Annotated in this window: 27 protein-coding genes; 18 read left to right on the plus strand and 9 right to left on the minus strand. The window is 67.6% G+C overall.

Annotated features, from left to right (window positions below; genetic code table 11):
• Window positions 1-2,322 (minus strand): ATP-dependent Clp protease ATP-binding subunit ClpA, encoded by a 2,322-nt coding sequence (gene clpA / locus DYS74_RS00835; RefSeq protein WP_121530264.1) that lies wholly within the window; start codon window positions 2,320-2,322, stop codon window positions 1-3.
• Between the two features lie 300 nt (window positions 2,323-2,622).
• Here clpA and DYS74_RS00840 point away from each other — a divergent pair, with 300 nt between their 5' ends.
• Entirely contained in the window at window positions 2,623-4,077 is a 1,455-nt protein-coding gene (locus tag DYS74_RS00840) for a chloride channel protein (protein WP_121530265.1), read from the plus strand.
• 16 nt (window positions 4,078-4,093) lie between these two features.
• Here DYS74_RS00840 and gloB read toward each other — a convergent pair whose 3' ends face one another.
• Window positions 4,094-4,864 (minus strand): hydroxyacylglutathione hydrolase, encoded by a 771-nt coding sequence (gloB, locus tag DYS74_RS00845; RefSeq protein WP_121530266.1) that lies wholly within the window; start codon window positions 4,862-4,864, stop codon window positions 4,094-4,096.
• Between the two features lie 62 nt (window positions 4,865-4,926).
• Here gloB and DYS74_RS00850 point away from each other — a divergent pair, with 62 nt between their 5' ends.
• The 7 genes from DYS74_RS00850 to DYS74_RS00880 all read left to right on the plus strand — a co-directional run bounded on the left by DYS74_RS00850 (window position 4,927) and on the right by DYS74_RS00880 (window position 11,304).
• Window positions 4,927-5,685 carry a methyltransferase domain-containing protein gene (locus DYS74_RS00850; protein ID WP_121530267.1) on the plus strand — a complete coding sequence of 253 codons (759 nt, stop codon included), beginning with the start codon at window positions 4,927-4,929 and terminating at the stop codon, window positions 5,683-5,685.
• Between the two features lie 335 nt (window positions 5,686-6,020).
• Entirely contained in the window at window positions 6,021-6,581 is a 561-nt protein-coding gene (locus DYS74_RS00855; RefSeq protein WP_121530467.1) for a F0F1 ATP synthase subunit delta, read from the plus strand.
• Complete coding sequence (gene atpA, locus DYS74_RS00860; protein WP_121530268.1) at window positions 6,581-8,110, plus strand: F0F1 ATP synthase subunit alpha; 1,530 nt, start codon at window positions 6,581-6,583, stop codon at window positions 8,108-8,110. The genes DYS74_RS00855 and atpA overlap by 1 nt, the downstream gene beginning before the upstream one ends.
• 21 nt (window positions 8,111-8,131) lie before the next feature.
• Window positions 8,132-9,007 (plus strand): F0F1 ATP synthase subunit gamma, encoded by an 876-nt coding sequence (locus DYS74_RS00865; RefSeq protein WP_121530269.1) that lies wholly within the window; start codon window positions 8,132-8,134, stop codon window positions 9,005-9,007.
• 18 nt (window positions 9,008-9,025) lie between these two features.
• A complete protein-coding gene (atpD, locus tag DYS74_RS00870) occupies window positions 9,026-10,444 on the plus strand; it encodes a F0F1 ATP synthase subunit beta (RefSeq protein ID WP_121530270.1) in 1,419 nt (472 codons plus the stop codon).
• A gap of 12 nt (window positions 10,445-10,456) precedes the next feature.
• Window positions 10,457-10,855: a F0F1 ATP synthase subunit epsilon gene (locus tag DYS74_RS00875; protein ID WP_113899264.1), complete on the plus strand. Its 399-nt coding sequence runs from the start codon at window positions 10,457-10,459 to the stop codon at window positions 10,853-10,855.
• 98 nt (window positions 10,856-10,953) lie between these two features.
• Window positions 10,954-11,304 (plus strand): H-type lectin domain-containing protein, encoded by a 351-nt coding sequence (locus DYS74_RS00880; protein ID WP_121530271.1) that lies wholly within the window; start codon window positions 10,954-10,956, stop codon window positions 11,302-11,304.
• A 205-nt stretch (window positions 11,305-11,509) separates the two neighbouring features.
• On the opposite strand, the gene groL is transcribed toward DYS74_RS00880, so the two are convergent.
• Together groL and groES are read right to left on the minus strand one after the other, a co-directional pair.
• Window positions 11,510-13,147 (minus strand): chaperonin GroEL, encoded by a 1,638-nt coding sequence (groL, locus tag DYS74_RS00885; RefSeq protein WP_121530272.1) that lies wholly within the window; start codon window positions 13,145-13,147, stop codon window positions 11,510-11,512.
• Window positions 13,148-13,203: 56 nt separating this feature from the next.
• Window positions 13,204-13,491, minus strand: a complete 288-nt coding sequence (gene groES, locus DYS74_RS00890; RefSeq protein ID WP_121530273.1) for a co-chaperone GroES — start codon at window positions 13,489-13,491, stop codon at window positions 13,204-13,206.
• 278 nt (window positions 13,492-13,769) lie between these two features.
• Between groES and DYS74_RS00895 the strand changes: the two genes are divergently transcribed.
• From DYS74_RS00895 to DYS74_RS00920, 6 genes are all read left to right on the plus strand, one after another.
• A complete protein-coding gene (locus DYS74_RS00895) occupies window positions 13,770-14,690 on the plus strand; it encodes a manganese-dependent inorganic pyrophosphatase (RefSeq protein WP_121530274.1) in 921 nt (306 codons plus the stop codon).
• Window positions 14,691-14,864: 174 nt separating this feature from the next.
• Window positions 14,865-15,743 (plus strand): TIGR01459 family HAD-type hydrolase, encoded by an 879-nt coding sequence (locus DYS74_RS00900; RefSeq protein ID WP_121530275.1) that lies wholly within the window; start codon window positions 14,865-14,867, stop codon window positions 15,741-15,743.
• Between the two features lie 162 nt (window positions 15,744-15,905).
• Window positions 15,906-16,343, plus strand: a complete 438-nt coding sequence (locus tag DYS74_RS00905; RefSeq protein WP_121530276.1) for a MaoC family dehydratase — start codon at window positions 15,906-15,908, stop codon at window positions 16,341-16,343.
• A 34-nt stretch (window positions 16,344-16,377) separates the two neighbouring features.
• Window positions 16,378-17,301, plus strand: a complete 924-nt coding sequence (locus tag DYS74_RS00910) for a bifunctional riboflavin kinase/FAD synthetase (RefSeq protein WP_121530277.1) — start codon at window positions 16,378-16,380, stop codon at window positions 17,299-17,301.
• Window positions 17,302-17,348: 47 nt separating this feature from the next.
• On the plus strand, window positions 17,349-17,795 hold the full coding sequence (locus tag DYS74_RS00915; protein WP_121530278.1) for a YcgN family cysteine cluster protein: 447 nt from the start codon (window positions 17,349-17,351) through the stop codon (window positions 17,793-17,795).
• Complete coding sequence (locus tag DYS74_RS00920; protein ID WP_121530279.1) at window positions 17,795-18,844, plus strand: threonine aldolase family protein; 1,050 nt, start codon at window positions 17,795-17,797, stop codon at window positions 18,842-18,844. The genes DYS74_RS00915 and DYS74_RS00920 overlap by 1 nt, the downstream gene beginning before the upstream one ends.
• A gap of 64 nt (window positions 18,845-18,908) precedes the next feature.
• Here the strand turns inward: DYS74_RS00920 and DYS74_RS00925 are convergent, their stop codons facing one another.
• Window positions 18,909-19,718, minus strand: coding sequence for an alpha/beta fold hydrolase (locus DYS74_RS00925; RefSeq protein WP_121530280.1), 810 nt, complete (start codon window positions 19,716-19,718; stop codon window positions 18,909-18,911).
• Window positions 19,718-20,317: a 2-hydroxychromene-2-carboxylate isomerase gene (locus DYS74_RS00930; protein WP_121530281.1), complete on the minus strand. Its 600-nt coding sequence runs from the start codon at window positions 20,315-20,317 to the stop codon at window positions 19,718-19,720. Before DYS74_RS00930 ends, DYS74_RS00925 begins: the two co-directional genes overlap by 1 nt.
• A gap of 113 nt (window positions 20,318-20,430) precedes the next feature.
• Between DYS74_RS00930 and DYS74_RS00935 the strand changes: the two genes are divergently transcribed.
• Together DYS74_RS00935 and DYS74_RS00940 are read left to right on the plus strand one after the other, a co-directional pair.
• Window positions 20,431-21,450, plus strand: coding sequence for a ribose-phosphate pyrophosphokinase (locus DYS74_RS00935; protein WP_121530282.1), 1,020 nt, complete (start codon window positions 20,431-20,433; stop codon window positions 21,448-21,450).
• Window positions 21,451-21,553: 103 nt separating this feature from the next.
• The gene (locus DYS74_RS00940; RefSeq protein WP_121530283.1) at window positions 21,554-22,390 is read left to right on the plus strand and encodes a DMT family transporter; all 837 of its coding nucleotides are present in this window, start codon (window positions 21,554-21,556) and stop codon (window positions 22,388-22,390) included.
• Window positions 22,391-22,502: 112 nt separating this feature from the next.
• On the opposite strand, the gene DYS74_RS00945 is transcribed toward DYS74_RS00940, so the two are convergent.
• The 3 genes from DYS74_RS00945 to DYS74_RS00955 form a co-directional block, all read right to left on the minus strand.
• Window positions 22,503-23,567: a 5-(carboxyamino)imidazole ribonucleotide synthase gene (locus DYS74_RS00945; protein ID WP_121530284.1), complete on the minus strand. Its 1,065-nt coding sequence runs from the start codon at window positions 23,565-23,567 to the stop codon at window positions 22,503-22,505.
• Window positions 23,560-24,045, minus strand: coding sequence for a 5-(carboxyamino)imidazole ribonucleotide mutase (gene purE / locus DYS74_RS00950; protein WP_121530285.1), 486 nt, complete (start codon window positions 24,043-24,045; stop codon window positions 23,560-23,562). Before purE ends, DYS74_RS00945 begins: the two co-directional genes overlap by 8 nt.
• 82 nt (window positions 24,046-24,127) lie before the next feature.
• Window positions 24,128-24,358: a YdcH family protein gene (locus tag DYS74_RS00955; protein ID WP_121530286.1), complete on the minus strand. Its 231-nt coding sequence runs from the start codon at window positions 24,356-24,358 to the stop codon at window positions 24,128-24,130.
• Window positions 24,359-24,588: 230 nt separating this feature from the next.
• Between DYS74_RS00955 and DYS74_RS00960 the strand changes: the two genes are divergently transcribed.
• Together DYS74_RS00960 and DYS74_RS00965 are read left to right on the plus strand one after the other, a co-directional pair.
• Window positions 24,589-25,002: an Hsp20 family protein gene (locus tag DYS74_RS00960; protein ID WP_121530287.1), complete on the plus strand. Its 414-nt coding sequence runs from the start codon at window positions 24,589-24,591 to the stop codon at window positions 25,000-25,002.
• Window positions 25,003-25,023: 21 nt separating this feature from the next.
• Window positions 25,024-25,251 carry a DUF1150 family protein gene (locus tag DYS74_RS00965; RefSeq protein WP_121530288.1) on the plus strand — a complete coding sequence of 76 codons (228 nt, stop codon included), beginning with the start codon at window positions 25,024-25,026 and terminating at the stop codon, window positions 25,249-25,251.
• Window positions 25,252-25,297: the final 46 nt, after the last annotated feature.

The following is a 25,297-nucleotide window of genomic DNA, read 5'->3' on the forward strand; positions in this document are numbered from 1 at the left end:
TCAGCCGGCGGGCAGCAGGCGCGGTTTCGCCTCGCCGGTCAGGCGCGGCTTGCCGGGCTCCTCGACGTCGAGGACGATGGCGTCGTCCTTGACCCCGATGAAGACCATGCCGCCCTTGGTCAGCTTGCCGAAGAGCAGTTCCTCGGCGAGCGGCTTCTTGATGTATTCCTGGATCACGCGGCCGAGCGGACGCGCCCCCATCTTGTCGTCATAGCCGCGCTCGGCGAGCCAGTTCGCCGCCTCGGGGCTCAGCTCGATATGCACGTTGCGGTCGATCAGCTGCGCCTCGAGCTGCAGCACGAACTTGTCGACAACCTGCAAGATCACGTCACGCGACAGCGGCGCGAAGCTGACCACGGCATCGAGACGGTTGCGGAACTCGGGCGTGAAGGTGCGCTCGATCGCCGCCGTGTCCTCGCCCTCGCGCCGGTCGCGGCCGAAGCCGATCGCCGCCTTCGCCTGTTCCGAGGCGCCCGCGTTCGAGGTCATGATCAGGATCACGTTGCGGAAGTCCACCGTCCGGCCGTTGTGGTCGGTCAGCTTGCCGTGGTCCATCACCTGCAAGAGGATGTTGTAGACATCCGGATGCGCCTTCTCGATCTCGTCGAGCAGCAGCACGCAATGCGGGTGCTGGTCGACGCCATCGGTCAGCATGCCGCCCTGATCGAAGCCGACATAGCCCGGAGGCGCACCGATCAGCCGGCTGACCGCGTGCTTCTCCATGTATTCCGACATGTCGAAGCGCAGCAGTTCCACGCCGAGCGTATCGGCCAGCTGCTTCGCCACCTCGGTCTTGCCGACGCCGGTCGGACCCGCGAACAGGTAGTTGCCGATCGGCTTTTCCGGCTCGCGCAGGCCGGCGCGGCTGAGCTTGATCGCCGAGGCCAGCACCTCGATCGCCTTGTCTTGACCGAAGACCACGCGCTTGAGCGTCTTTTCCAGATCGCGCAGCACCTCGGCATCGCCCTTCGAGACGGTCTTCGGCGGGATCCGGGCGATCTTCGCCACCACCGCCTCGATCTCCTTCGGGCCCAGCGTCTTGCGCCGCTTGCTCTCGCTCAGCAGATGCTGGGCGGCGCCGGCCTCGTCGATCACGTCGATCGCCTTGTCGGGCAGCTTGCGGTCATGGATGTAGCGCGCCGACAGCTCCACCGCCGCCTTGATCGCGTCGTTGGTATAGCGGATGTCGTGATGCTTCTCGAAATAGGGCTTCAGCCCCATCAGGATCTTCACCGAATCCTGCACCGTGGGCTCGTTCACGTCGATCTTCTGGAACCGGCGGGAGAGCGCGCGGTCCTTCTCGAAGTGCTGGCGGAACTCCTTGTAGGTGGTCGAGCCCATGCAGCGCAGCTTGCCGCCGGCCAGCGCCGGTTTCAGCAGGTTCGAGGCATCCATCGCCCCGCCCGAGGTGGCGCCGGCGCCGATCACCGTGTGGATCTCGTCGATGAAGAGGATCGCGTCGGGATGGTCCTCGAGTTCCTTCACCACCGCCTTCAGCCGTTCCTCGAAATCGCCGCGATAGCGGGTGCCGGCCAGGAGCGCGCCCATGTCGAGCGAGAAGATCGTCGCCTTCGACAGGATCTCGGGCGTCTCGCCACGGGTGATCTTGAGCGCGAGGCCCTCGGCGATGGCGGTCTTGCCGACACCGGGGTCGCCCACCAGCAGCGGGTTGTTCTTGCGCCGGCGGCACAGCACCTGGATCGCGCGCTCGACCTCTTCCTCGCGGCCGATCAGCGGGTCGATGTCGCCCTTTTGCGACTTCTGGTTCAGGTTGACGCAGTATTTCGCCAGCGCCGATTCCTTCGCCTCGCCGGGCTGGGCCGCCTCGGCCTTCTGCTCGTCCTCGGCGCCGACGACCGGGCGCGCCTCGCCGAAGGCGGGGTCCTTGGCGACGCCATGGGCGATGAAGTTGACCGCGTCATAGCGGGTCATGTCCTGCTCCTGCAGGAAGAAGGCGGCGTTGCTCTCGCGCTCGGCGAAGATCGCGACGAGCACATTCGCCCCCGTCACCTCGGTGCGTCCCGAGCTTTGCACATGGATCGCGGCGCGCTGGATCACGCGCTGGAAAGCGGCCGTGGGCACGGCCTCCGAGCCCTCGACCTCGGTGATCAGGGTCGACAGGTCGTCTTCGATGAATTCGTTCAGGGTCTGGCGCAGCTCGTCGAGATCGACGCCGCAGGCGCGCATCACGCGGCTGGCGTCGGGCTCGTCGATCAGCGCGAGCAGCAGGTGTTCGAGCGTTGCAAGCTCGTGCTTGTGCGAATTTGCCAGCGCGAGGGCCCCGTGGATGGCTTGTTCGAGCGTGGTCGAGAACGACGGCATTTGGTGCTCCTTTCCTGGGGTGCGGGGCCTGGGCCCTGTGCTGGTCCGATAGGACTAGAGTTCGGCGGAAACGGCCGCGCTTCAAGCCCTCTTTGCGTAAAAATCACTCACTGTTTCCGCTCTGCCCGAAAAGTGAACAGAACCTCTGCCCGTTTTCCCGCCCCGAGGGCAGGCGCCCCGCCGTCCGCAGAGGGCGTGACCGGGGGTGAAAATCCCGCGTCGGGACCAGTTCCGGGTTGAAATAGGGTGGGGAAGGGGTCATTGGAAGGGCCTCTCGTTAGGGAAATGACGGAAAGAACGATGGCCTCCTTCCGGATCTCGCGTCTGGCGATGTGGCGTCGCTCGCGGGCGATGAACTCGACACGGCTTTGGAAGTCGCGCTTCGTGTTCTGGATCGGTGCGCTGGCGATCGGTGCGATCAGCGCGGGTTTCGCAATTGCCGCCGACTTCGCGCAGAAGACCTTCGCGGCCTTTGCCGGAACCGACGAGTTCCGCCTTGCGCCGCTGATCCTCACCCCGCTCGGCTTCGTCGCCTGTGCCTGGGCGGCGCGGAGCTGGATCCCGAATTCGCAGGGCTCGGGCATTCCGCAGGCGATGGCGGCGCGGGTGCTGCGCGATCTGCCCGACCGCGGCGCGATGCTGAGCCTGAAGATCGCCGTGGGCAAGGTGGTGCTGACCGTGGCCGGCCTGTTCTGCGGCGCCTCGATCGGGCGCGAGGGGCCGACGGTGCAGGTCGGCGCCTCGATCATGATGGCGGCGGGGCGTTTCGGCGGCATCCCGGCGGGGCGCGGGCTGATCCTTGCGGGCTCGGCCGCGGGCATCGCGGCGGCCTTCAACACCCCGGTCGCGGGCATCGTCTTCGCGATCGAGGAAATGAGCCGCGCCTACAAGGCGCGCACGAACGGCGTGGTGCTAATCACCGTCATCATCGCCGGTCTCTCCTCGCTCGGCATTCTCGGCAACTACACCTATTTCGGCCAGTCCGACGCGCTGGCGAGCGGCTGGCGCGACGGGCTGCTGGTGCTGGCCTGCGGTCTCGTCGGGGGCGTCGTCGGGGCGATCTTCAGCCGCGCTGTGATCTTCATCACCCGCTGGCTGCGGCGCTTGCGCGTGGTCAGTGCGGGGCGCAAGGCGGTGCTGGTGGCGCTCGTCGCGGGCATCGTCACCGCGGTCGCGGGCGTCTCCTATGACGGGCTGACCTGGGGCACGGGCTATGACGTCGCCCGCGCCGCGATCGAGGGGCAGGCGCCGCCGCCCAGCTATTTCCTGGCAAAGCTCGTCTCGACGCTGGCCGCCACCGTCTCGGGGATTCCGGGGGGGCTCTTCGCGCCCTCGCTCTCGGTCGGCGCGGGGCTGGGCGCCACCGTGGCGCTGGTGCTGTCGAGCGAGGTGGGCCTGGCCGCGATCCTTGGCATGGCGGGCTATTTCGCCGGGGTGACGCAGGCGCCGATGACGGCGTTTGTCATCATCATTGAGATGACCGGCAACCACGACATCATCGTGCCGGTGATGGCGGCGGCGATGCTCGGCTATGGCACCTCGCGCTTCATCTCGCCCGAGCCGCTCTATGCCACCCTGTCGCGGCTCTTCGTGGCCGATGCGCTGCGTGCGGCGCGGGCGGCCGGGGCGGCAGGGCGTGCGGCGGCGGCACAGGAGGTGGCGGCGGTGGCCGAGGCCGAGGCGCTGTTCGAGGACAGCCCTGCGGACGACCGGCCCGCGGGCGCCGCCGGCAAGGACGGCGACGGGCCGCGCTGAGCGGCCCGCGGATCGCTCAGAACCGGTCCTTGCGCGCCCGCGCCTCGGTGAAGGTGTCAAGCGCGCTTGCCTCGGGCGGCAGGCCGAGGGCGCGTTTCAGCGCCGGATCGGCGCCGCGCAGGAACGGGTTCGTCGCCAGTTCCAGATCCAGCCGGGCCGGCACCGTCGGCCGCCCCTCGGCGCGCAGCGCCTTCACCTCGGCCATCCGCGCGCGCAGGGCAGGGGCCTCGGGCTCGAGGCTCAGCGCGAAGCGGCCGTTCGCTTCGGTGTATTCGTGGCCCGAGCAGATCAGCGTGTCGCCCGGAAGCGCCGCCATCCGGGTCAGCGTCGCCAGCATCTGCGCCGGGCTGCCCTCGAACAGCCGCCCGCAGCCCCAGCTCATCAGGCTGTCGCCCGAGAACAGGAGCCCCGCCCGCGGCATGTGAAAGGCGATGTGGCCGAGCGTGTGGCCCGCGGCATCGAGGATCTCGGTGCGGTGGCCCGCGACCTCGATCACCTGGCCCGGATGCACGGCCCGGGTCAGCGGCGGCAGCCGGTGCGCATCGGCCTCGGCGCCGATCACCGCCGCCCCGGTCGCGGCCGCGAGCGCCGGCACCCCGGCGATGTGATCGGAGTGGTGGTGGGTGAGCACGATCGTGTCGAGCCGCCAGCCGCGCTCGGCCAGCAGCTGCTGCACCGGCGCCGCCTCGGGCACGTCGACGACCGCGGTCGTGTCGCTGCCGGCATCGTGCAGCAGATAGGCGTAATTGTCGGCAAGACAGGGGACGATCAGCAATTCGAGGGTCATGGCTTTTCGTGTCGCATTCGCTATTGTGGCCCCCAGTTACGCCCGGGGAGGGACCGCACGCAATGCACCTCGACGTGCTCGACCTGCGCAATTTCTACTATCGCACCCAGCTTGGCCGTGCGGCGCAGCGCGCGGTGCGCGACCGTCTGCTCGAGCTCTGGCCCGCGACCTCGGCCGAGATGGCGGGGCTGACCGTGGCGGGCTATGGCTTTGCGGTGCCGCTGCTGCGGCCCTATCTCGCGCCGGCGCGGCGGGTGATCGGGCTGATGCCCGCGGCGCAGGGGGTGATGCCCTGGCCCGCGGGGATGCCCAATGTCTCGGTGCTGTGCGAGGAGACGCGCTGGCCGCTCGAGACCGGCATGGTCGACCGGCTCGTCGTGCTGCACGGGCTCGAGGTCTCGGACAACCCCGATGCGCTGCTCGAGGAATGCTGGCGGGTGCTCGGCCCCGGCGGGCGGGCGATGCTGATCGTGCCGAACCGCTCGGGCCTCTGGGCGCCGCGCGAGACCACCCCCTTCGGCTTTGGCCGGCCCTACACGCTTGCCCAGCTCGACATGCAGGCGCGGCGCGCCGGATTCGTGCCCGAACGCCACGCCGCGGCCCTCTACATCCCGCCCTCGCACCGCCGGTTCTGGCTGCGCTCGGCCGCGATGTGGGAGCGGATGGGGGCGCGGGTGTCGGGCTTCCTTGCCGCGGGCGTGCTGTTTCTCGAGCTGTCGAAACAGGTGCATTCGCCGCGCCGGCCGGGGCTTGGCGCCGCGGTGCGCAAGCCGCTGTCGATCCTGGAAGGGGCGGCGAAGCCGATGGCCGATCCGGTCTGAGGCCGTGGCCCGGGGCGGCCCCTGCCGCAGGGGAATCATGCCACGAACCGCCCCGCCCGGCACCCCACGCAAAAGTGGGATTCTGCATTGCAGCATCGTGTTAGCGCCACAACTTCCGGTCGGCTTGCGCTAACAGTTCCGCCCCTGGCCGAATTCCTTTCGCGCACCTCACATTCTCTTGTGCAAGACGGTTGCGAGGGGGGGATGGCTCTGCTACACGCGGTCCCGAATGCGGCGTCTGGGCGGGAACCCGAACGCCGAAGGGAGCCTCCGGCCCGGCCCGGTCGGTGCGATCGGATCGGACGCGCGGGGGCAAGAGCATCGGAAGGGTGGACGTGTCCGAACCAGCTTCGATTTCCGCAGCCATCGCCGGGCGCTATGCCACGGCCATCTTCGAACTCGCACGGGATGCCGGGGGCGTTGATGCCCTCGAGGCCGATGTCGGTGCGCTCGGTGCGGCTCTGGCCGCCTCGGCCGAGCTGCGCGACCTGATTTCCTCGCCGCTCTACAGCCGCGACGATCAGGGCAAGGCGATCGCCTCGGTGGCCGCGCGCATGGGCCTCTCGGCGCCGATGGCGCAGGGGCTTGCGCTGATGGCGTCCAAGCGTCGCCTGTTCGCGCTGCCGCAGCTTCTCAAGGCGCTGGCCGAGGCGATTGCCACGGCGAAGGGCGAAGTGACCGCCGAGGTCACCGCCGCCGCGCCCCTCAGCGACGAGCAGGCCGCCAAGCTGGCCGCCACGCTGCGGGAAAAGACGGGCAAGACCGTCAAGCTCAATGTCGCCGTCGATGACAGCCTGATCGGCGGAATGATTGTCAGGCTGGGCTCGCGCATGATCGACACCTCGATCCGCTCGAAGCTCGCTTCTCTCCAGAACACCATGAAAGAGGTCGGATAATGGGCATCCAAGCAGCTGAGATCTCTGCGATCCTCAAGGAGCAGATCAAGAACTTCGGGCAGGACGCCCAGATGGCCGAAGTCGGCCGCGTGCTCTCGGTGGGCGACGGTATCGCCCGCGTGCACGGGCTCGACAACGTCCAGGCGGGCGAAATGGTCGAGTTCCCCGGCGGCATCCGCGGGATGGCGCTGAACCTCGAGGTCGACAACGTCGGTATCGTGATCTTCGGCTCCGACCGCGACATCAAGGAAGGCGATGTCGTCAAGCGCACCAACGCGATCGTGGACGTGCCCACCGGCCCGGGCCTGCTCGGTCGCGTCGTTGACGCCCTCGGCAACCCGATCGACGGCAAGGGTCCGGTGACCTATGTCGAGCGTCGCATCGCCGACGTGAAGGCTCCGGGCATCATCCCGCGCAAATCGGTGCACGAACCGATGGCGACCGGCCTGAAATCGGTCGACGCGATGATCCCGATCGGCCGTGGCCAGCGCGAGCTGATCATCGGCGACCGTCAGACCGGCAAGACCGCGATCGCGCTCGACACCATCCTGAACCAGAAGTCGTACAACGAGGCCAACCCCTCGAACAAGCTGCACTGCTTCTACGTCGCCGTCGGCCAGAAGCGCTCGACCGTGGCGCAGCTGGTGAAGAAGCTCGAGGAATCGGGCGCGATGGAATACACCACCGTGATCGCAGCGACCGCCTCGGACCCGGCGCCGATGCAGTTCCTCGCCCCCTACTCGGCGACCGCGATGGCGGAATACTTCCGCGACAACGGCCAGCACGCGCTGATCATCTATGATGACCTGTCGAAGCAGGCCGTGTCCTATCGCCAGATGTCGCTGCTGCTGCGTCGTCCCCCGGGGCGTGAAGCCTATCCGGGCGACGTGTTCTACCTGCACTCGCGTCTGCTGGAACGTTCGGCCAAGCTGAACGAGGACTACGGCCTCGGCTCGCTGACCGCTCTGCCGATCATCGAGACCCAGGCGGGCGACGTGTCGGCCTACATCCCGACCAACGTGATCTCGATCACCGACGGCCAGATCTTCCTCGAAACCGAGCTGTTCTACCAGGGCATCCGCCCGGCCGTGAACACCGGTCTCTCGGTGTCGCGCGTCGGCTCCTCGGCCCAGACCAACTCGATGAAGTCGGTCGCCGGTCCGGTGAAGCTGGAACTCGCGCAGTATCGCGAAATGGCCGCCTTCGCGCAGTTCGGCTCGGACCTCGACGCCGCCACGCAGAAGCTGCTGAACCGCGGTGCGCGCCTGACCGAGCTGATGAAGCAGCCGCAGTACTCGCCGCTGACCAACGCGGAAATCGTCGCGGTCATCTTCGCGGGCACCAACGGCTTCCTCGACACCGTGCCGGTGAAGGAAGTCGACCGCTTCGAGAAGGGGCTGCTGAGCTACCTGCGCTCGAACCGCAAGGATGTCCTTGACTGGATCACCAACGAAGATCCGAAGATCAAGGGCGATGCCGAAGCCAAGCTGAAAGCCGCGATCGCAGAATTCGCCAAGACTTTCGCTTGACCCGCCTGAAAGGACAGGGACATGCCCAGCCTTAAGGACCTCAAGAACCGGATCGCGAGTGTCAAGAACACTCGTAAGATCACGAAGGCGATGCAGATGGTCGCGGCGGCAAAGCTCCGTCGCGCCCAGGAAGCCGCCGAACACGCCCGGCCCTATGCCGAGCGGATGAACGCCGTGATGACCAGCCTTGCGGCTTCGGTCGGCGGCTCTGCCTCTGCGCCCCGGCTTCTGGCCGGGACGGGCTCTGACCAGACCCACCTCCTGGTGGTGATGACCGGCGAACGCGGGCTTTGCGGTGGCTTCAACGCCAACATCGCCAAGCTTGCGCGGCACCGGGCGGACGAACTGCTGGCTGCCGGCAAGACGGTGAAGATCCTGACCGTCGGCAAGAAGGGCCGCGACGCGCTGCGCCGCGACTATGGCCAGTATTTCGTCGGGCACGTGGACCTGAGCGAGGTGAAGAAACTCACCTATCTCACCGCCCGCGGGATCGGCCGTGACATTCTCGCCCGCTTCGACGCCGGCGAATTCGATGTCGCGACGATCTTCTACTCGGTCTTCGAGAGCGTGATCTCGCAGGTGCCGACGGCGAAACAGGTGATCCCGGCCCAGTTCGAAGAAAGCGAGGGGCATGGCTCCTCGGCGCTCTTCGACTACGAGCCGAGCGAGGAGGCGATCCTCCACGACCTGCTGCCGCGCGGTGTCTCGACGGCGATCTTCTCGGCGCTGCTCGAGAACAACGCCTCGTTCAACGGCGCCCAGATGTCGGCGATGGACAACGCCACCCGCAACGCGGGCGACATGATCGACAAGCTGACGATCGAGTACAACCGCTCGCGCCAGGCCGCGATCACCAAAGAGCTCATCGAAATCATTTCGGGCGCCGAGGCGCTCTGACGGAACCGGAGATAGACAATGGCAAGCAAAGGCAAAGTGACCCAGGTCATCGGCGCCGTCGTCGACGTGCAGTTCGAAGGCGGCCTGCCCGCAATTCTGAACGCGCTCGAGACCACCAACAACGGCAAGAAGCTGGTGCTCGAAGTCGCCCAGCACCTCGGCGAGAACACCGTCCGCGCGATCGCGATGGACGCCACCGAAGGCCTCGTGCGCGGCGCTGAAGTCGTCGACACCGGCTCGCCGATCTCGGTGCCGGTCGGCAACGCGACGCTCGGCCGCATCCTGAACGTCATCGGCGCGCCGGTGGACGAACGCGGCCCGGTCGAAGCGGCCGAATACCGCGCCATCCACCAGCCGGCCCCGGATTTCGCGGCGCAGTCGACCGCGTCGGAAATCCTCGTCACCGGCATCAAGGTCATCGACCTGCTCGCCCCCTACTCGAAGGGCGGCAAGATCGGCCTGTTCGGCGGCGCCGGCGTGGGCAAGACCGTTCTGATCATGGAACTGATCAACAACATCGCGAAGGTGCACTCGGGCTTCTCCGTGTTCGCCGGCGTGGGTGAACGGACCCGTGAAGGCAACGACCTCTATCACGAGATGATCGAGTCGGGCGTCATCAACCTCGACAACCTCGAGGAATCGAAGGTGGCGCTGGTCTATGGCCAGATGAACGAGCCTCCGGGGGCCCGTATGCGCGTCGCCCTCTCGGGCCTGACGCTGGCCGAACAGTTCCGCGACCAGTCGGGTTCGGACGTGCTGTTCTTCGTCGACAACATCTTCCGCTTCACCCAGGCGGGTTCGGAAGTGTCGGCGCTGCTCGGCCGTATCCCTTCGGCCGTGGGCTATCAGCCGACGCTCGCGACCGACATGGGCGCGCTGCAGGAACGCATCACCTCGACCAAGGCGGGCTCGATCACCTCGGTGCAGGCGATCTACGTTCCGGCCGACGACCTTACCGACCCGGCGCCGGCGACCTCGTTCGCCCACCTCGACGCCACCACGGTTCTGTCGCGTGCGATCTCGGAACTCGGCATCTACCCGGCCGTGGACCCGCTCGACTCGACCTCGCGTATCCTCGATCCGCAGATCGTCGGCGAAGAGCACTACCAGGTCGCCCGTGACGTGCAGGGCATGCTGCAGCGCTACAAGTCGCTGCAGGACATCATCGCTATCCTCGGCATGGACGAACTGTCGGAAGAGGACAAGCTGACCGTGGCCCGCGCCCGGAAGATCCAGCGCTTCCTCAGCCAGCCGTTCGACGTGGCGAAGGTCTTCACCGGCGCCGACGGCAAGCAGGTTCCGCTCGAGGACACCATCAAGTCGTTCAAGGCGGTGGTGGCCGGTGAATACGACCACCTGCCGGAAGCTGCCTTCTACATGGTGGGTGGCATCGACGAAGTGATCGCCAAGGCCGCGAAACTCGCTGCTGCGGCGTAAGGGGGATAACCCATGGCCGATACGATGCAGTTCGACCTCGTCGCACCCGAGCGGAAGCTTGCTTCCGCTCCGGTGACCGAGGTGCGGATCCCGGGCGCCGATGGCGACCTGTCCGCGATGCCGGGGCATGCGCCCCTGATCACCACGCTGCGGCCGGGGATCCTGACCGTGGTCAGTGCTGCAGGGACCGCGGAATACGCGGTGACCGGCGGCTTTGCCGAGATCACGCCCGAAAGCGTGATCGTTCTGGCCGAGCGCGGCATGCCGAAGGCGGAACTGACGCCCGACGTGCACGCCGAGATGGTGGCCGAGGCCCGCAAGGCCGTCGAGGAGGCTGCGCCCTCGCTCGTCGATGCCGCGATGAAGGTGCTCGCCGACATGGAAGCCCTTGGCACGCACATGACCCTCTGAGGGGCGGTGCCGCAAGATCGAAGGCCCCGGGGGAAACCCCGGGGCTTTTTTCTTTTCCCGAGGCGTCGTAGACCTTCGGAAAAGCCGGAGATTGAGGCATGTTGAAGATCGCGTCGCACCGGGTGGGGATTGCCCAGGGGTCGCTGGTGCTGTTTTCCGATTTTCAGGACGGCGGGGTGATGTGGACCGGCGAGGGCCCGCGCGAGCTGCGCCGCATCGTCACCTTCCGCGAGCCCTTCCGGGAAACACCTGCGGTGCAGGTCTCGCTGTCGATGTGGGACATCGACCAGAAGCACAACGGCCGGATGGACATCTCGGCCGACATGGTGACGTCCGAGGGCTTCGTCATTGTGTTCCGCACCTGGGGCGACACCCGCGTGGCGCGGGTGCGGGCGGACTGGATGGCGATCGGCGGTGTCGGACACGAGGACGACTGGGAGGTCTACTGAGGGGCAGGGCAGGGGAGCGCCGCGTTCCCGCAAGCCGTCGCTCCAGGCCGCCGTGCAAAGCGCCCCGCACACGTCCAATTGCGGCAAATATCCCGGGGGGAGAGGCCCGCAAGGGCGGCGGGGGCGCGCCCCCTTTTTCCGGCAGCCGGACAGCAAAAGGGCGCCCCGAGGGGCGCCCTTCCGTTTCCCGCAAGGGAAGGCGTGATTACATCATGCCGCCCATGCCGCCCATGTCGGGCATGCCGCCAGCCGGAGCCTTGGGCTCGGGCTTCTCGGCGATCATCGCCTCGGTGGTGATCAGCAGGCCGGCAACCGAAGCCGCGTTCTCGAGCGCGGTGCGGGTCACCTTGGCCGGGTCGATCACGCCGAACTTGAACATGTCGCCATATTCTTCGGTCTGCGCGTTGAAGCCGAACGAGAGCGATTCCGAGTCGCGGATCTTGCCGGCGACCACGGCGCCGTCGACGCCCGAGTTCTCCGAGATCTGACGCAGCGGCGCTTCGAGGGCGCGACGGATGATCGAGATGCCGACGTCCTGATCGGCGTTGGCGCCCTTCAGCCCGTCGAGCGTCTTGGTGGCCTGCACGAGGGCGACACCGCCGCCGACGATGATGCCTTCCTGAACGGCCGCACGGGTCGCGTTCAGCGCGTCATCGACGCGGTCCTTGCGCTCTTTCACTTCGACCTCGGTCATGCCGCCGACGCGGATGACAGCGACGCCGCCAGCGAGCTTGGCCACACGTTCCTGCAGCTTCTCGCGGTCGTAGTCCGAGGTGGTTTCCTCGATCTGGGTGCGGATCTGGGCGACGCGCGCCTCGATCTCGGCCTTGTCGCCGGCGCCGTCGACGATGGTGGTGTTCTCTTTCGAGATCGACACCTTCTTCGCCTTGCCGAGCATGTCGATGCCGACGTTCTCGAGCTTCATGCCGAGGTCTTCCGAGATCACCTGGCCGCCGGTCAGGATCGCGATGTCCTGCAGCATGGCCTTGCGACGGTCACCGAAGCCCGGAGCCTTGACGGCGGCGATCTTCAGGCCGCCACGCAGCTTGTTGACCACGAGGGTGGCCAGCGCTTCGCCTTCCACGTCCTCGGCGATGATGAGGAGCGGCTTCTGCGACTGGATCACGGCTTCCAGCAGGGGAACCATCGGCTGCAGCGACGAGAGCTTCTTCTCGTGCAGCAGGATCAGCGCATCGTCGAGATCCGCGATCATCTTGTCGGGGTTGGTGACGAAGTAGGGCGAGAGGTAGCCGCGGTCGAACTGCATGCCTTCGACGACTTCGACTTCGGTCTCCATGCCCTTGTTTTCTTCGACGGTGATGACACCCTCGTTGCCGACCTTCTGCATCGCGTCAGCGATGAAGCGGCCGATCTGGGCTTCGCCGTTCGCCGAGATCGTGCCGACCTGGGCGACTTCGTCGCTGTCGGCGACCGGGCGCGAGGCGGCCTTGATCGCTTCGACGACCTTCGCGGTGGCAAGGTCGATGCCGCGCTTCAGGTCCATCGGGTTGAGGCCGGCGGCGACCGACTTCAGGCCTTCCTTGATGATCGCCTGGGCGAGCACGGTGGCGGTGGTGGTGCCGTCGCCGGCTTCGTCATTGGTGCGGGCGGCGACTTCTTTCACCAGCTGCGCACCCATGTTCTCGAACTTGTCCGAGAGCTCGATTTCCTTCGCGACCGAGACACCGTCCTTGGTGATGCGGGGCGCACCGAACGACTTCTCGATGACGACGTTGCGGCCTTTCGGGCCGAGAGTGACCTTCACGGCGTCCGCGAGGATGTTCACACCCTTCAGCATGCGGTCGCGGGCATCGGTCGAGAACTTGACGTCCTTGGCTGCCATTGTTTGGCTCCTTCAGAATAGCGTTGAGATCAGGGGATCGCGTGGGCGGATGGGCCTCAGGCGATGATCCCCATGATGTCGGATTCTTTCATGATCAGCATTTCGGTGCCGTCGAGGGTCACTTCGGTGCCCGACCACTTGCCGAACAGGACGCGGTCGCCGACCTTGACCGACGGCGCGATCAGCTCGCCCGAGTCCTTGCGCGCGCCTTCGCCCACGGCGACGACTTCGCCTTCGGCCGGCTTTTCTTTCGCCGAATCCGGAATGATCAGCCCGCCCTTGGTCTTTTCTTCGCTCTGCACGCGCTTGACCAGCACGCGGTCATGAAGCGGTTTGAATGCCATCTGGGTCACTCCCTAAGGTTCCAGGTTGAAAGCTTTTAGCACTCAGCGCTGGCGAGTGCTAACGAGGCGGGAGTTAGTCACGCCCCCCCGGGCCTGTCAACACCCCGATTGCCGAAAATTTCCGCTGCACCGCGGCGATCCGGAGCATCCGGCAGGGCAGGGCGTGCATGCTGCGGGAAAGCGCGCCTGTTAGCGCCGAAGCTTCCCGCGCAAGGCGTGACAACCGACCCGGCTTTCCGTATAACCCGCGCGACATCGCTTCAGACCCCGAGGAATCCATGACCATCAAGGTTTTCGGCCATAAATCTCCCGACACCGACTCGACCGGCTCGCCCATCGTCTGGGCCTGGTATCTGACCGAAGTGAAGGGCGTGGCTGCCGAGCCCGCGCTGCTGGGCGAGCCCAACACCGAGGCCGCCTTCGTGCTGAAGCACTGGGATCTGCCGAAGCCCGCGATCATCGCCGGCGTCGAGCCGGGCGAGAAGGTCGTCATCGTCGACACCAACAACCCGGCCGAGCTGCCCGAGGGCATCAACAAGGCCGACATCACCGCGATCATCGACCACCACAAGCTGGTCGGCGGGATCGAGACCAAGGGCCCGATCGACATCACCATCCGCCCGCTCGCCTGCACCGCCACCATCATGCACGACCTGATGGGCGAGGCCGTCGAAAAGGCGCCGAAGGCGATCAAGGGCGCGATGCTGTCGTGCATCCTGTCGGACACGCTCGAGTTCCGCTCGCCCACCACCACCGACCACGACAAGGCCGTTGCCGAGAAGCTGGCCGCCGATCTGGGCGTGAACATCAACGAGCTCGCCTCGGCGATGTTCGAGGCGAAATCGGACGTCTCGGCCTTCTCCGACGCCGCGCTGCTGCGCATGGACTCGAAGGAATACAACGTCGACGGCACCGAGCTGCGCGTCTCGGTCCTCGAGACCACCGCGCCGAAGCTGCTCCTTGACCGCAAGGACAGCCTGATGGCCTCGATGGTGGACGTGGCGAAGGAAGACGGTGCCGATCAGGTCCTGCTCTTCGTCATCGACATCCTGAACGAGGAAGCCACGCTGCTGGTGCCGAACGATCTGGTGAAGAAGATCGCCGAGGCGTCGTTCGGCTGCACCGTCGAGGGCGACACCGTCGTCCTGCCGGGCGTCATGTCGCGCAAGAAGCAGATCATCCCGGCGCTGAAGGTCTGATCCTTCGCACAGGGCAAGCTTGCGGGGCGGGGGGAAACCTCCGCTCCGCTGTCGTTTTGAGGGGAACGGAAAGCGCCCGGGGCGGGTTTGCCTTCCGTCGCGGGCGTGTCATATAGCGCCTGTAGGACAACGCGGCGGGGCGGCAGCGCGCCGCATCAAGGATTTGAGGCTGTGATGACCCGTATCGTGCAATCCCTGGCCGAGATCTCGGCGCCCTATGACGCGCTTTTCTGCGACCTCTGGGGCTGTCTGCACAACGGCGTCGCGCCCTTCCCGGCGGCCGTTGCCGCGCTGCAGGACTTCCGCGCCAAGGGCGGCCGTGTGGTGCTGCTGACGAATGCGCCGCGGCCGGCGAAATACGTGATCGCCACGCTCGACCGGCTCGGCGTGCCGCGCGATGCCTGGGATCTGGTCGTCAGCTCGGGCGATGCGGCGCAGGACGCGATGTTCGCCGGCGCCGTCGGTCGCAAGGTCTGGCATCTCGGGCCGGAGAAGGACAACGGCTTCTTCGAGGAGGTGCCCGAGGCCTGGCAGGGCCAGCCCGGCGTCGAGCGCGTGTCGCTTGCCGAAGCCGAGGGCATCGTCTGCACCGGCCCCTTCGACGAGATGAACGAGGTGCCCGAGGATTACCGGCCGCGATTCCTGCTGGCCAAGACCCGCGGCCTGCCGATGCTCTGCGCCAACCCCGACATCGTCGTCGACATGGGCGAGACGCGGATCTACTGCGCCGGCGCGCTGGCGGCGCTTTACGAGGACATGGGCGGCGAGGCGCTCTATTTCGGCAAGCCGCATCCGCCGATCTATGACCTTGCACGCCGCCGTCTGGCCGCGCTCGGCGTCGCCGAGGATGCGCGCCTCCTGGCGATCGGCGATGGCGTCAACACCGATGTCGCAGGCGCCGCGGGCGAGGGCATCGACGTGCTTTTCGTCACCGGCGGGCTTGCGGCCGACCAGTTCGGTCCCGATATCGAGTCTCCGGATGCCGAGCTGCTCGACACCTGGCTTGCCGCGCGCCAGCAGGCGCCGCAATTCGCCATCGGCCGTCTGCGCTGAGGTGCTTCGCGCCCCGGCGTGCTGCCGGGGTGCCTCATCTCAATTCTGCAATTTTCTTGCGCAACCTGTCTCATTTTGGCACGGAAGTTGCGCAATGACTTGCGTGCGAGGGGCGGGAGTGTTATGCCGCAGTGCAACATGAACCGCGGCAGGACAGCGACAATGGCGAACGACTTCACCCCCGGCACGATCTATCTGGAAGACCTTGAAATCGGCATGAGCCGTTCGCTCAGCAAGGTCATCACCGACAAGGACATCGAGATGTTCGCCGAGGTCTCGACCGACCACAACCCGGTGCACCTCGATGCCGATTATGCCGCGAAGACCATGTTCAAGGGCCGCATCGCGCATGGCATGCTGTCGGCCGGGCTGATCTCGGCGGTGATCGGCGAGCAGCTGCCGGGCCATGGCACGATCTACCTCGGCCAGTCGCTGAAGTTCCTCGCGCCGGTGCGTCCGGGCGACGAGGTGGTCGCCGAGGTCAAGGTGGTGGCGATCGACCACGCCCGTCGTCGTGTCACCCTTGAAACCACCTGCTCTGTGGGCGATACCACCGTCATCAAGGGCGAAGCGCTGGTTCTGGCGCCCTCGCGGAACTGAGACGCGCCGGCCACGGCGCCGGAAGACGGGGAAGATGCAGACGTTCACCCACTGGCAGGATGTGCCCGAGGCGTTTCGCGGCGCCTCGGTCGCGATGGGAAATTTCGACGGGATCCATCTCGGCCACCAGTCGGTGATCGATCTCGCGCGCGGCAAGGGCCCGCTTGGCATCGTCACCTTCGAACCGCACCCGCGGCAGGTCTTCGCCCCCGAGGCGCCGCCCTTCCGGCTGATGAATGCCGAGGCGCGGGCGCACCGGCTGGCGAAGCTCGGCGTCGAGCGGCTGTTCCAGCTTCCCTTCGATCGCGCCCTTGCCGGGATGAGCGCCGAGGCCTTTGCCCGCGACGTGCTGGCCGAGGGGCTGGGCGTGCGCCATGTCGCCGTGGGCGGTGACTTCCGCTTCGGCAAGGCGCGCGAGGGCGACACCGCGACGCTGATCGAGCTTGGCCGCCGCTTCGGCTTCGAGGTGACGGTGGCGCCGCTGCTGCATCTCGAGGGCGTCGAGATCTCCTCGACCGCGATCCGAAAGGCCCTGGCCGAGGGCCGCCCGCGCGATGCCGCGGCGATGCTCGGTCACCTGCACCGCATCGAGGGGCCGGTCCTGCACGGCGACAAGCGCGGCCGCGATCTGGGCTTTCCGACCGCGAACATGAGCGTCGCCGGGCTGCACCTGCCGCGGCTTGGCGTCTATGCGGTGAAGTTCGACGTGCTCAAGGGCCCGCATGCGGGCAGCTACGAGGGCGCGGCAAGCCTGGGCGTGCGGCCGATGTTCGGCGAGAACACCCCCAATCTCGAGACCTATGTCTTCGACTTCAAGGGCGATCTTTACGGCGCCGACGTGTCGGTGGCGCTGGTCGAGTATCTGCGCCCCGAGCTGCGCTTCTCGAGCCTCGATGCGCTTGTCGACCAGATGAAGGCCGATTGCGCGCAGGCGCGGATGATCCTCTCGGGGGCGTGACGCGGCCCCCCCTTCCCCTTGGCCCCAGTTTGCGGCAGGGTGCGCCGATGACCGATCTTCGCCCCGAATTCTGGACCCTGCCGCTCGCGAAGCTGACGCCCGCGGAATGGGAAGCGCTGTGCGACGGCTGCGGCCGCTGCTGTCTCAACAAACTCGAATACGAGGACACGGGGGAGCTTGAATTCACCCGCGTCGCCTGCCGGCTGCTCGATGACGAGACCTGCCGCTGCACCCGCTATGAAACGCGCCACCAATACGTGCCCGAATGCGTGCTGCTGACGCCGAAGTCGATCCGCAAGATCGCCTACTGGATGCCCGCGACCTGCGCCTATCGGCTACGCTTCGAGGGCAAGCCGCTCGAACCCTGGCACTACCTGATCTCGGGCTCGCATGAGACCGTGCACGAGGCGGGGGTCTCGGTGCGTGGGCGGACGGTGTCGGAAACCGAGGTGCCCGAGGATCTGTGGGACCAGTTCATCATCGAGGAACCGTGATGCATTTCGCCTCTGACAACACCGCGGGGGTGGCTCCGCAAATCATGGCGGCGCTCGAGGCCGCGAATGCCGGCAACGTGCCCTCCTATGGCGCCGATGCGCTGACCGAGGCGGTGACGGTGCGGCTGCGCGAGATCTTCGAGGCGCCGCAGGCCGCGGTCTATCTGGTGGCGACGGGGACGGTGGCGAATGCGCTGTCCTGTGCGATGTTCTGCGCGCCCTGGGAGACGGTCTTCTGCCACCGCACCGCCCATATCGAGGAAGACGAGTGCGGTGCGCCCGAATTCTTCATCGGCGGCGGCAAGCTGACGCTGGTCGACGGGCCGCATGCGAAGATGGACCCGGCGGCGCTGCGCCGCGCCATCGCCCATACCGGCCGCGGTGGCATCCACAACCTGCAGCGCGGCATGGTCTCGATCACCAATGCGACCGAGGCGGGCACCGTCTATTCGGTGGCCGAGGTGACGGCGCTGGCGGAGGTCGCGCGCGATTTCGGCCTGCCGGTGCACATGGACGGGGCGCGTTTCGCCAATGCCCTGGTCGCGACCGGGGCGAGCCCGGCCGAGATGACCTGGAAGGCGGGTGTCGATGTGCTGAGCTTCGGCGGCACGAAGAACGGCTGCATGGGCGTCGAGGCGGTGATCCTGTTCGACCCCGCCCGCGCGCGCGACTTCGAGCTGCGGCGCAAGCGTGGGGGGCATCTCTTCTCGAAGCACCGCTTCCTTGCGGCGCAGATGCTGGCCTATCTGGCGGGCGGGCTGTGGCTCGATCTTGCCGCCCATGCGAATGCGATGGCGGCGCGGCTGTCCGAGGGGATCGCGGCCTTGCCCGGGGCGAGCCTCGTGCATCCGACCGAGGCGAACGCGGTCTTTGCCGCCGTTCCGCGTGCCGCGCATCGCCGCGCGCAGGCGGCGGGCGCCGCCTATTACCTGTGGCCCTTCGACCAGTCGCTCGATGGCCCGGGCGAGGAGCCGCTTGCCGCGCGGCTGGTGTGCAGCTGGGCGACGACCGAGGAAGAGATCGACGAGTTCCTCTCGCTTCTGCGCTGAGGCCAGGGGGGGGGGCGCTGCCCCCCCGGAGTATTTTCCCAGGGAAAGGCCCGGAAGGGGCGCCTTAGCTCCGCTCGAGGTTCAGCGCGATCAGATCGGTGACCTGGCGCGTGTGGGTGAGCGGCAGCATGTGGCCCGCGCCCGGCACGCAGGCCGTGCCGACATCGGCCATGCGCGCGGCCAGCGCCTCGCAGACCCGCGCCGAGATCGGCGGGCTCTGATCGCCATGGATCAGCATCACCGGCGCGTCGATCGCCTCGATCCCGCCCGGGCGGCAGATCCGGTCCGGGTCCTCGAAATTCGACGGGGTGACATTCGCCACGATCGGCATCTGCGCGATGAAGCGGGCGCGGTGGCGGTCGGGGATCGTGTCCCAGGGCACGCCCGCGCCCCAGTCGCGCACGAAGCGGCGCGCGGCCTCTTCCAGCGCGCCTTCGGCGAGGAGGGTGTCGAGGTGGTCCTGATGCGGGCGCAGCTCGGCCCATTCGGGGCTGTCCTTCGCGGCGGCGAAGAGCACCGGCTCGATCAGGGTGAGCGAACGCACCGCCTCGGGGGCGGCCACGGCAATGCGCAGCGCGACCGAGGCGCCGAAGCTGTGGCCGATCAGGTCGACGGGCCTCTCGATGAAGGAGGCGGCGATGCGGGTGGCGAGTGTCTGATAGGCGCCGGGCGCCGCGCCCTCGGCCGCCCACGGGTCCGACTTGCCATGGCCGGGCAGGTCGAAGGCAACGGTCGAGAGCTCGGCGAGCGGCGCCAGCAGCGGCCCCCACATGTCCGAGGTGCCGAGCATGCAGTGGATGGCAAGCGCCGGGCGCGGGCCGGTGCCGAACACCTGCCAGCTGATGCCGGTGCCCTCGCGGATGTCCTTTTCCATCACAGCGCTCCCAGCTCCTCGTCGAGGAAGTCGAGCCGGTCCTGGCCCCAGAACCGCGCATCGGTCTCGCGCAGGATGTAGAAGGGCGAGCCGAAGACGCCGCGCTCGACCGCCTCCTCGAGGTTGCGCTCGTAGGCGAGCGCACCGGTGAAGAGACCGGTGGTGACGAGGTTCGGATCGAAGCCATGCGCGGTCAGAAGATCGCGCAGCACCTCGTCCTCGGCGATGTTGCGCCCCTCGGCCCAGAGCGCGCGGCCGATCGCGTGCACGAGCCCGCCCAGATCGCCGCCGCCCGCCGCCTGCGCCGCGATCACCGCGTAAGAGGCGGGCGCCGGGTTCGGCGGATAGCCCGCGGGCGCCAGCGTCAGCGGCAGGCCGAGCCGTTTCGACCAGCGGGTGAGTTCCTGGCTGCGATAGGCGAGCCGGTTCGGGTGCCGGCCGGCGGGGCGGGTGCCCCCCGTGCGGTCGAAGAGCCCAAGCAGGTCAAGCGGCTTGTAGGCGATCTCGGCCCCGTGGCGGGCGGCGATTTCCTCGAGTCGCAGCCCGGCAAGGTAGGTCCAGGGGCTGAAGACCGAGAAAAAGTAGTCGATATGGGCCATCAGGGCTCCTTTGGGGCATGCGCGGCGTTTGCGGGGAGGCTAGCCCGGTGCTAAGGCAGGCGCAATCTTCGCGAATCCGCCGGTCTGCTCCCGGCGCAGACCAGAGGTAGCTGATGCCCGTCATGACTGAACCGAAACTCATTGCTGGCAATGCCAACACGCCGCTCGCCCAAGCCATCGCGCGCCGGATGTCGATGCACCGGGGGATGTCGGTGAACCTCGTCGACGCCCGGGTCGAGCGCTTCAACGATCAGGAGATCTTCGTCGAGGTCTACGAGAACGTCCGCGGCGAGGACATGTACATCATCCAGCCGACCTCGAACCCGGCGAATGACAACCTGATGGAACTGCTGATCATGACCGACGCGCTGAAGCGCTCCTCGGCCGATCGCATCACCGCCGTGATCCCCTATTTCGGCTATGCCCGTCAGGACCGCCGCGCCAAGGCCCGCACGCCGATCTCGGCCAAGCTGGTCGCCAACCTGCTGACCGAGGCCGGCGTCGACCGGATCCTGACGCTCGACCTGCACGCGGCGCAGATCCAGGGCTTCTTCGACATTCCCGTCGACAACCTCTATGCCTCGCCGGTCTTCGCGCTCGACATCCTGCACAACTTCAAGGGCCAGCTCGACGACGTGATGGTGATCTCGCCCGACGTCGGCGGCGTGGCCCGTGCCCGCGAGCTCGCAAAACGCATCGGCGCGCCGCTCGCCATCGTCGACAAGCGCCGCGAGAAGGCGGGCGAGGTTGCCGGCATGACGGTGATCGGCGACGTGACCGGCAAGAAATGCTTCATCGTCGACGACATCTGCGACACCGCGGGCACGCTGTGCAAGGCGGCCGAGGTGCTGATGGAAGCCGGCGCGACCGAGGTTCATGCCTATATCACCCATGGCGTCCTGTCGGGCCCGGCGGTCGAGCGCGTGCGCAACTCGGTGATGAAGTCGCTTGTCATCACCGACTCGATCCAGGCGACGCCGGCGACGCTTGCCTGCCCGAACATCCGCATCGTGCCGACCGCGCCGATGTTCGCCCAGGCGATCCTGAACACCTGGTCGGGCACCTCGGTCAGCTCGCTGTTCGAGACCGACACGCTGGTGCCGATCTACGAAGGCTTCTACTCGCAAAGCTGATCTCAGCCGAGGCGACGGACCATGGGCCCGGGGATTTCCCCGGGCCTTTTCCTTGCGCGAAGGTCGGATTGCGCGGGGCCGACGATCGGCGCAGCCTTGGGCGATGCGGCTGTTCCTGCTCACCACCCTCGTGATGATCGCCTTCGCGGCGAATTCGGTGCTGAACCGGATGGCGGTCGGCGTCGCGGGGCTCGATCCGGCGCTGGCGGGCGTGGTGCGGCTCGGTGCGGGGGCAGGGGTGCTGATCGCCCTGACGCTCGCCCGGCGGGGCAGTACCGCGCTGCGCCTGCCGCCGCGGGTGGCGCTCGCCGGGATGGCGACGCTTTTTCTCTATATCCTCGGCTTCACCCTGGCGAACGGTCGCATCGACGCGGGCGTCGGCGCGCTGATCCTCTTCGGCTCGGTGCAGATCACCATGTTCGCGGCGGCGCTGATTGGCGGTGAGCGGGTCGGGCGCTGGCGGCTGATCGGGGCGGGTGTGGCCTTTGCCGGGCTTGCGGTGCTGGTGGCGCCCGCGGGCGGTGTCACGGTCGATCGGCTGGGCGCGGCCTTCATGGCGGCGGGCGGACTCGGCTGGGGGCTCTATTCGCTGAACGGCCGGCGGGCGCGTGATCCGCTCGGCGCGACGGCGGTGAACTTTTCGCTCGCGCTGCTGCCGGCGCTGGCCTGGCTCGCACTGCGCGGCGCGGTGCCGGCACCCACCTGGGGGATCTGGCCGGCGCTCGTCTCGGGGGCGGTCACCTCGGGGCTTGGCTATGCACTGTGGTATGCGGTGGTGCCGCACCTTGCCAAAAGCCTTGCCGCCGTCGCGCAGCTCTCCGTGCCGGTGCTGGCGGCGCTTGGCGGGGCCATATTGCTCGCCGAGGTTCCGGGGCCGCGCTTCTGGGCGGCGGCGGTGCTGGTTCTGGGGGGCATCGCGCTGTCGCTGCGCAAGGGCTAGGGGCGCTGCCCCTCTGGGCCTGCGGCCCATTCACCCCGAGGTATTTTGAGCAAGATGAAAGCCTCTTCATCTTGCCTGAAATACCTCGGGGTCCGGGGCAGAGCCCCGGCGCTCAGAGCACGCGGTTGACGTGGCCCATCTTGCGACCGGGTTTGGCCTCGGCCTTGCCGTAAAGATGGATCTGCGTGCGCGGCTCCTTCGCCAGCACCGGCACCCGCGCGACATCGTCGCCGATCAGGTTCAGCATCTCGACATCGGCATAGCGGCTGCCGTCGCCAAGCGGCCAGCCGGCAAGCGCGCGGATGTGCTGTTCGAACTGGTCGACGGTGCAGCCCGCCTGCGTCCAGTGGCCCGAGTTGTGCACCCGCGGCGCGATCTCGTTCACCAGCAGGCCCTTCGGCGTGACGAAAAGCTCGACCCCAAGCACGCCGACGTAATCGAGCGCGTTGAGGATCTTCGCGGCGATCAGCACCGCGTCCGAACGCAGCGCGGGCGAGATCCGCGCCGGCACCGTCGTCGTGTGCAAAATCCCGTCGCGGTGCACGTTCTCGCCCGGATCGAAGCAGGAGACCGACCCGTCAAGCCCGCGCGCCGCGATCACAGAGATCTCGCAGCTGAACTCGACGAAGCCCTCGAGCACGGCGGGCGCACCCGCCATCGCGGCAAGCGCGGCGGGCGCGTCCTCGGGCGTCTTGATCCGCGCCTGGCCCTTGCCGTCATAGCCGAGCCGGGTGGTCTTGAGGATCGAGGGCGTGCCGATCGTGGCGAGCGCCGCCTCGAGCGAGGCCATGTCCTCGGCCGCCGCCCAGGGGGCGGTCGAAAGGCCGATCCCGTTCAGGAAGGCCTTTTCCTGCAGCCGGTCCTGCGAGATCGCCAGGGCCCGGCGGTTCGGGTGGATCGGACGCAGCCGCTCGATCAGATCGAGCGCGGCGGTCGGGATGTTCTCGAATTCATAGGTCACCACGTCGACGCTTTCCGCAAAGGCGGTGAGCGCGGCCTCGTCCTCGTAAGGCGCGGTCGTCACCTTCCAGGCGACCTGACCCGCCGGCGGCTCGGCGCCCGGCTCGAAGATGTGGCAGCGAAAGCCGAGCCGCGAGGCCGCGACCGAGAGCATGCGGCCAAGCTGGCCGCCGCCGAGAATGCCGATGGTGGCGCCGGGTTTCAGGGTCTCAGTCATCTTGCGGCTCGTCGGGAATGGAGGCGGAAAGGGCGGCGCGCCAGGCGTCGAGGCGTTCGGCGAGCGCAGCGTCGGAGATCGCGAGGATGCCCGCGGCCATCAGCCCGGCATTCGCCGCGCCCGCGGCACCGATCGCCATGGTGGCGACGGGGAAGCCCTTCGGCATCTGCACGATCGAATAGAGGCTGTCGACGCCCGAGAGCGCCTTCGTCTGCACCGGCACGCCGATCACCGGCACCCGGGTCTTCGAGGCCATCATGCCCGGCAGATGCGCGGCGCCGCCGGCGCCGGCGATGATGACATGGAGCCCGCGCTCGACCGCGGTCTTGCCATAGCTCCAGAGCCGGTCGGGGGTGCGGTGGGCCGAGACGATCTTCTTCTCGTAGGGAACGCCGAGCTCGTCGAGCACCGCCGCCGCCTCGCGCATGGTCGCCCAGTCGGACTGGCTGCCCATGATGATTCCCACTTTCACGCTCATCGCCGCCCTCGCTGTTGTCGCGCGGGCACTATAGGCGGCAGGCCCGGAACGGCAAGGGGGCCGGGCGGGGCAGGGGCCGCCATCAGGCGATGATGTCGGGGGTGAGGCGGTCCTCGATCCGGGCGATCTGGTCCTTGAGCGACAGTTTCTGCTTCTTCAGCCGCACGATGCGCAGCTGATCGGGATGGCCGGTGTCGACGAGCGCCGCAATCGCCTCGTCCAGATCGCGATGTTCGCGCCGAAGGACCGCAAGCTTCAGCCGCAGCACTTCTTCGGTGTTCATCTCGACGGGGGCATCGCTGTGGGCGTTCATGTCCGGCTTTCGGGCTTCTGACTGGCTCTGGCTTGCAAGGCGCGCGGGCGACTCGGCCCCCGGCTGAGGACAAATATAGCAATTCCTTGCGTTTGCGGGGAAAAATTCGCGGTGCGGCCCGGCGGCAGGAACCCCTTGCAGCTGCGGCATCGCCTGCCCATATCTGTGCGGAACGGGCTGCCGCAGCGCGGGGCCCGCAACCGCAATGTCGCTGATCAAGGGCTTGCCTGATGACGAAACTGAGCTTTGGCGCGCATCCCTATCTGCTGGGCTTTGACCAGCTGGAGCGCCTTGTCGAGCGGACGGCCAAGTCCGGCTCCGACTCCTATCCGCCTTACAACATCGAACAGAACGGCCCCGATGCCTTCCGCATCACCCTTGCGGTGGCGGGCTTCGCCGAGGATGACCTGGCGATCACCATGGAGGACCGGGCGCTGGTGATCCGTGGCCGGCAGGCCGATGACCTCGGCGAGCGGATCTTCCTGCACCGCGGCATCGCCGCGCGCGCCTTCCAGCGCAGCTTCGTGCTGGCCGATGGCGTCGAGGTGGCGGGGGCGGCGCTCGAGAACGGGCTGCTGCATGTCGATCTGAAGCGGGTGATGCCCGATCCGGTGGTGCAGTCGATCCCGATCCGGCGGCGGTGAACATCAGGCAAGGAGGCTGAAATGGACACGAGATATGATTTCGGCGCAGAGACGGGCGAGCGCATCGTCTATGTCCGGCCGGTGGCGGTGGCGGACCTGCCCGAGGAAATCCGGGCACAGGCCGCGGGGCTGACCCAGCTTTACGCGCTGTGCGATGCGAATGGCGAGCGGCTTGCCCTCGTCAAGGACCGCTGGATGGCCTTTGCGCTCGCGCGCGAGAACGAGGTGCAGGCGGTCAACGTGCACTGACCCGCGGGCAGGGGGCTTTGCCTCGATGGCCCCGCCCGAGGGAAAC

It is taken from the genome of Paenirhodobacter hankyongi (assembly GCF_003664585.1).
Taxonomy (GTDB): domain Bacteria; phylum Pseudomonadota; class Alphaproteobacteria; order Rhodobacterales; family Rhodobacteraceae; genus Rhodobacter; species Rhodobacter hankyongi.

What these genes read in the sequence shown, in the direction of transcription:
- DYS74_RS00920 (WP_121530279.1), top strand. Translation starts at nt 17,795, where the DNA reads ATGCATTTCGCCTCTGACAACACCGCGGGGGTGGCTCCGCAAATCATG.
- DYS74_RS00880 (WP_121530271.1), top strand. Translation starts at nt 10,954, where the DNA reads ATGTTGAAGATCGCGTCGCACCGGGTGGGGATTGCCCAGGGGTCGCTG.
- DYS74_RS00850 (WP_121530267.1), top strand. Translation starts at nt 4,927, where the DNA reads ATGCACCTCGACGTGCTCGACCTGCGCAATTTCTACTATCGCACCCAG.
- DYS74_RS00875 (WP_113899264.1), top strand. Translation starts at nt 10,457, where the DNA reads ATGGCCGATACGATGCAGTTCGACCTCGTCGCACCCGAGCGGAAGCTT.
- atpD (WP_121530270.1), top strand. Translation starts at nt 9,026, where the DNA reads ATGGCAAGCAAAGGCAAAGTGACCCAGGTCATCGGCGCCGTCGTCGAC.
- DYS74_RS00915 (WP_121530278.1), top strand. Translation starts at nt 17,349, where the DNA reads ATGACCGATCTTCGCCCCGAATTCTGGACCCTGCCGCTCGCGAAGCTG.
- gloB (WP_121530266.1), bottom strand. Translation starts at nt 4,864, where the DNA reads ATGACCCTCGAATTGCTGATCGTCCCCTGTCTTGCCGACAATTACGCC.
- DYS74_RS00910 (WP_121530277.1), top strand. Translation starts at nt 16,378, where the DNA reads ATGCAGACGTTCACCCACTGGCAGGATGTGCCCGAGGCGTTTCGCGGC.
- DYS74_RS00930 (WP_121530281.1), bottom strand. Translation starts at nt 20,317, where the DNA reads ATGGCCCATATCGACTACTTTTTCTCGGTCTTCAGCCCCTGGACCTAC.
- DYS74_RS00865 (WP_121530269.1), top strand. Translation starts at nt 8,132, where the DNA reads ATGCCCAGCCTTAAGGACCTCAAGAACCGGATCGCGAGTGTCAAGAAC.
- purE (WP_121530285.1), bottom strand. Translation starts at nt 24,045, where the DNA reads ATGAGCGTGAAAGTGGGAATCATCATGGGCAGCCAGTCCGACTGGGCG.
- groES (WP_121530273.1), bottom strand. Translation starts at nt 13,491, where the DNA reads ATGGCATTCAAACCGCTTCATGACCGCGTGCTGGTCAAGCGCGTGCAG.
- atpA (WP_121530268.1), top strand. Translation starts at nt 6,581, where the DNA reads ATGGGCATCCAAGCAGCTGAGATCTCTGCGATCCTCAAGGAGCAGATC.
- DYS74_RS00925 (WP_121530280.1), bottom strand. Translation starts at nt 19,718, where the DNA reads ATGGAAAAGGACATCCGCGAGGGCACCGGCATCAGCTGGCAGGTGTTC.
- DYS74_RS00840 (WP_121530265.1), top strand. Translation starts at nt 2,623, where the DNA reads ATGGCCTCCTTCCGGATCTCGCGTCTGGCGATGTGGCGTCGCTCGCGG.
- DYS74_RS00965 (WP_121530288.1), top strand. Translation starts at nt 25,024, where the DNA reads ATGGACACGAGATATGATTTCGGCGCAGAGACGGGCGAGCGCATCGTC.
- DYS74_RS00945 (WP_121530284.1), bottom strand. Translation starts at nt 23,567, where the DNA reads ATGACTGAGACCCTGAAACCCGGCGCCACCATCGGCATTCTCGGCGGC.
- clpA (WP_121530264.1), bottom strand. Translation starts at nt 2,322, where the DNA reads ATGCCGTCGTTCTCGACCACGCTCGAACAAGCCATCCACGGGGCCCTC.
- DYS74_RS00905 (WP_121530276.1), top strand. Translation starts at nt 15,906, where the DNA reads ATGGCGAACGACTTCACCCCCGGCACGATCTATCTGGAAGACCTTGAA.
- DYS74_RS00900 (WP_121530275.1), top strand. Translation starts at nt 14,865, where the DNA reads ATGACCCGTATCGTGCAATCCCTGGCCGAGATCTCGGCGCCCTATGAC.
- DYS74_RS00960 (WP_121530287.1), top strand. Translation starts at nt 24,589, where the DNA reads ATGACGAAACTGAGCTTTGGCGCGCATCCCTATCTGCTGGGCTTTGAC.
- groL (WP_121530272.1), bottom strand. Translation starts at nt 13,147, where the DNA reads ATGGCAGCCAAGGACGTCAAGTTCTCGACCGATGCCCGCGACCGCATG.
- DYS74_RS00955 (WP_121530286.1), bottom strand. Translation starts at nt 24,358, where the DNA reads ATGAACGCCCACAGCGATGCCCCCGTCGAGATGAACACCGAAGAAGTG.
- DYS74_RS00940 (WP_121530283.1), top strand. Translation starts at nt 21,554, where the DNA reads ATGCGGCTGTTCCTGCTCACCACCCTCGTGATGATCGCCTTCGCGGCG.
- DYS74_RS00895 (WP_121530274.1), top strand. Translation starts at nt 13,770, where the DNA reads ATGACCATCAAGGTTTTCGGCCATAAATCTCCCGACACCGACTCGACC.
- DYS74_RS00935 (WP_121530282.1), top strand. Translation starts at nt 20,431, where the DNA reads ATGCCCGTCATGACTGAACCGAAACTCATTGCTGGCAATGCCAACACG.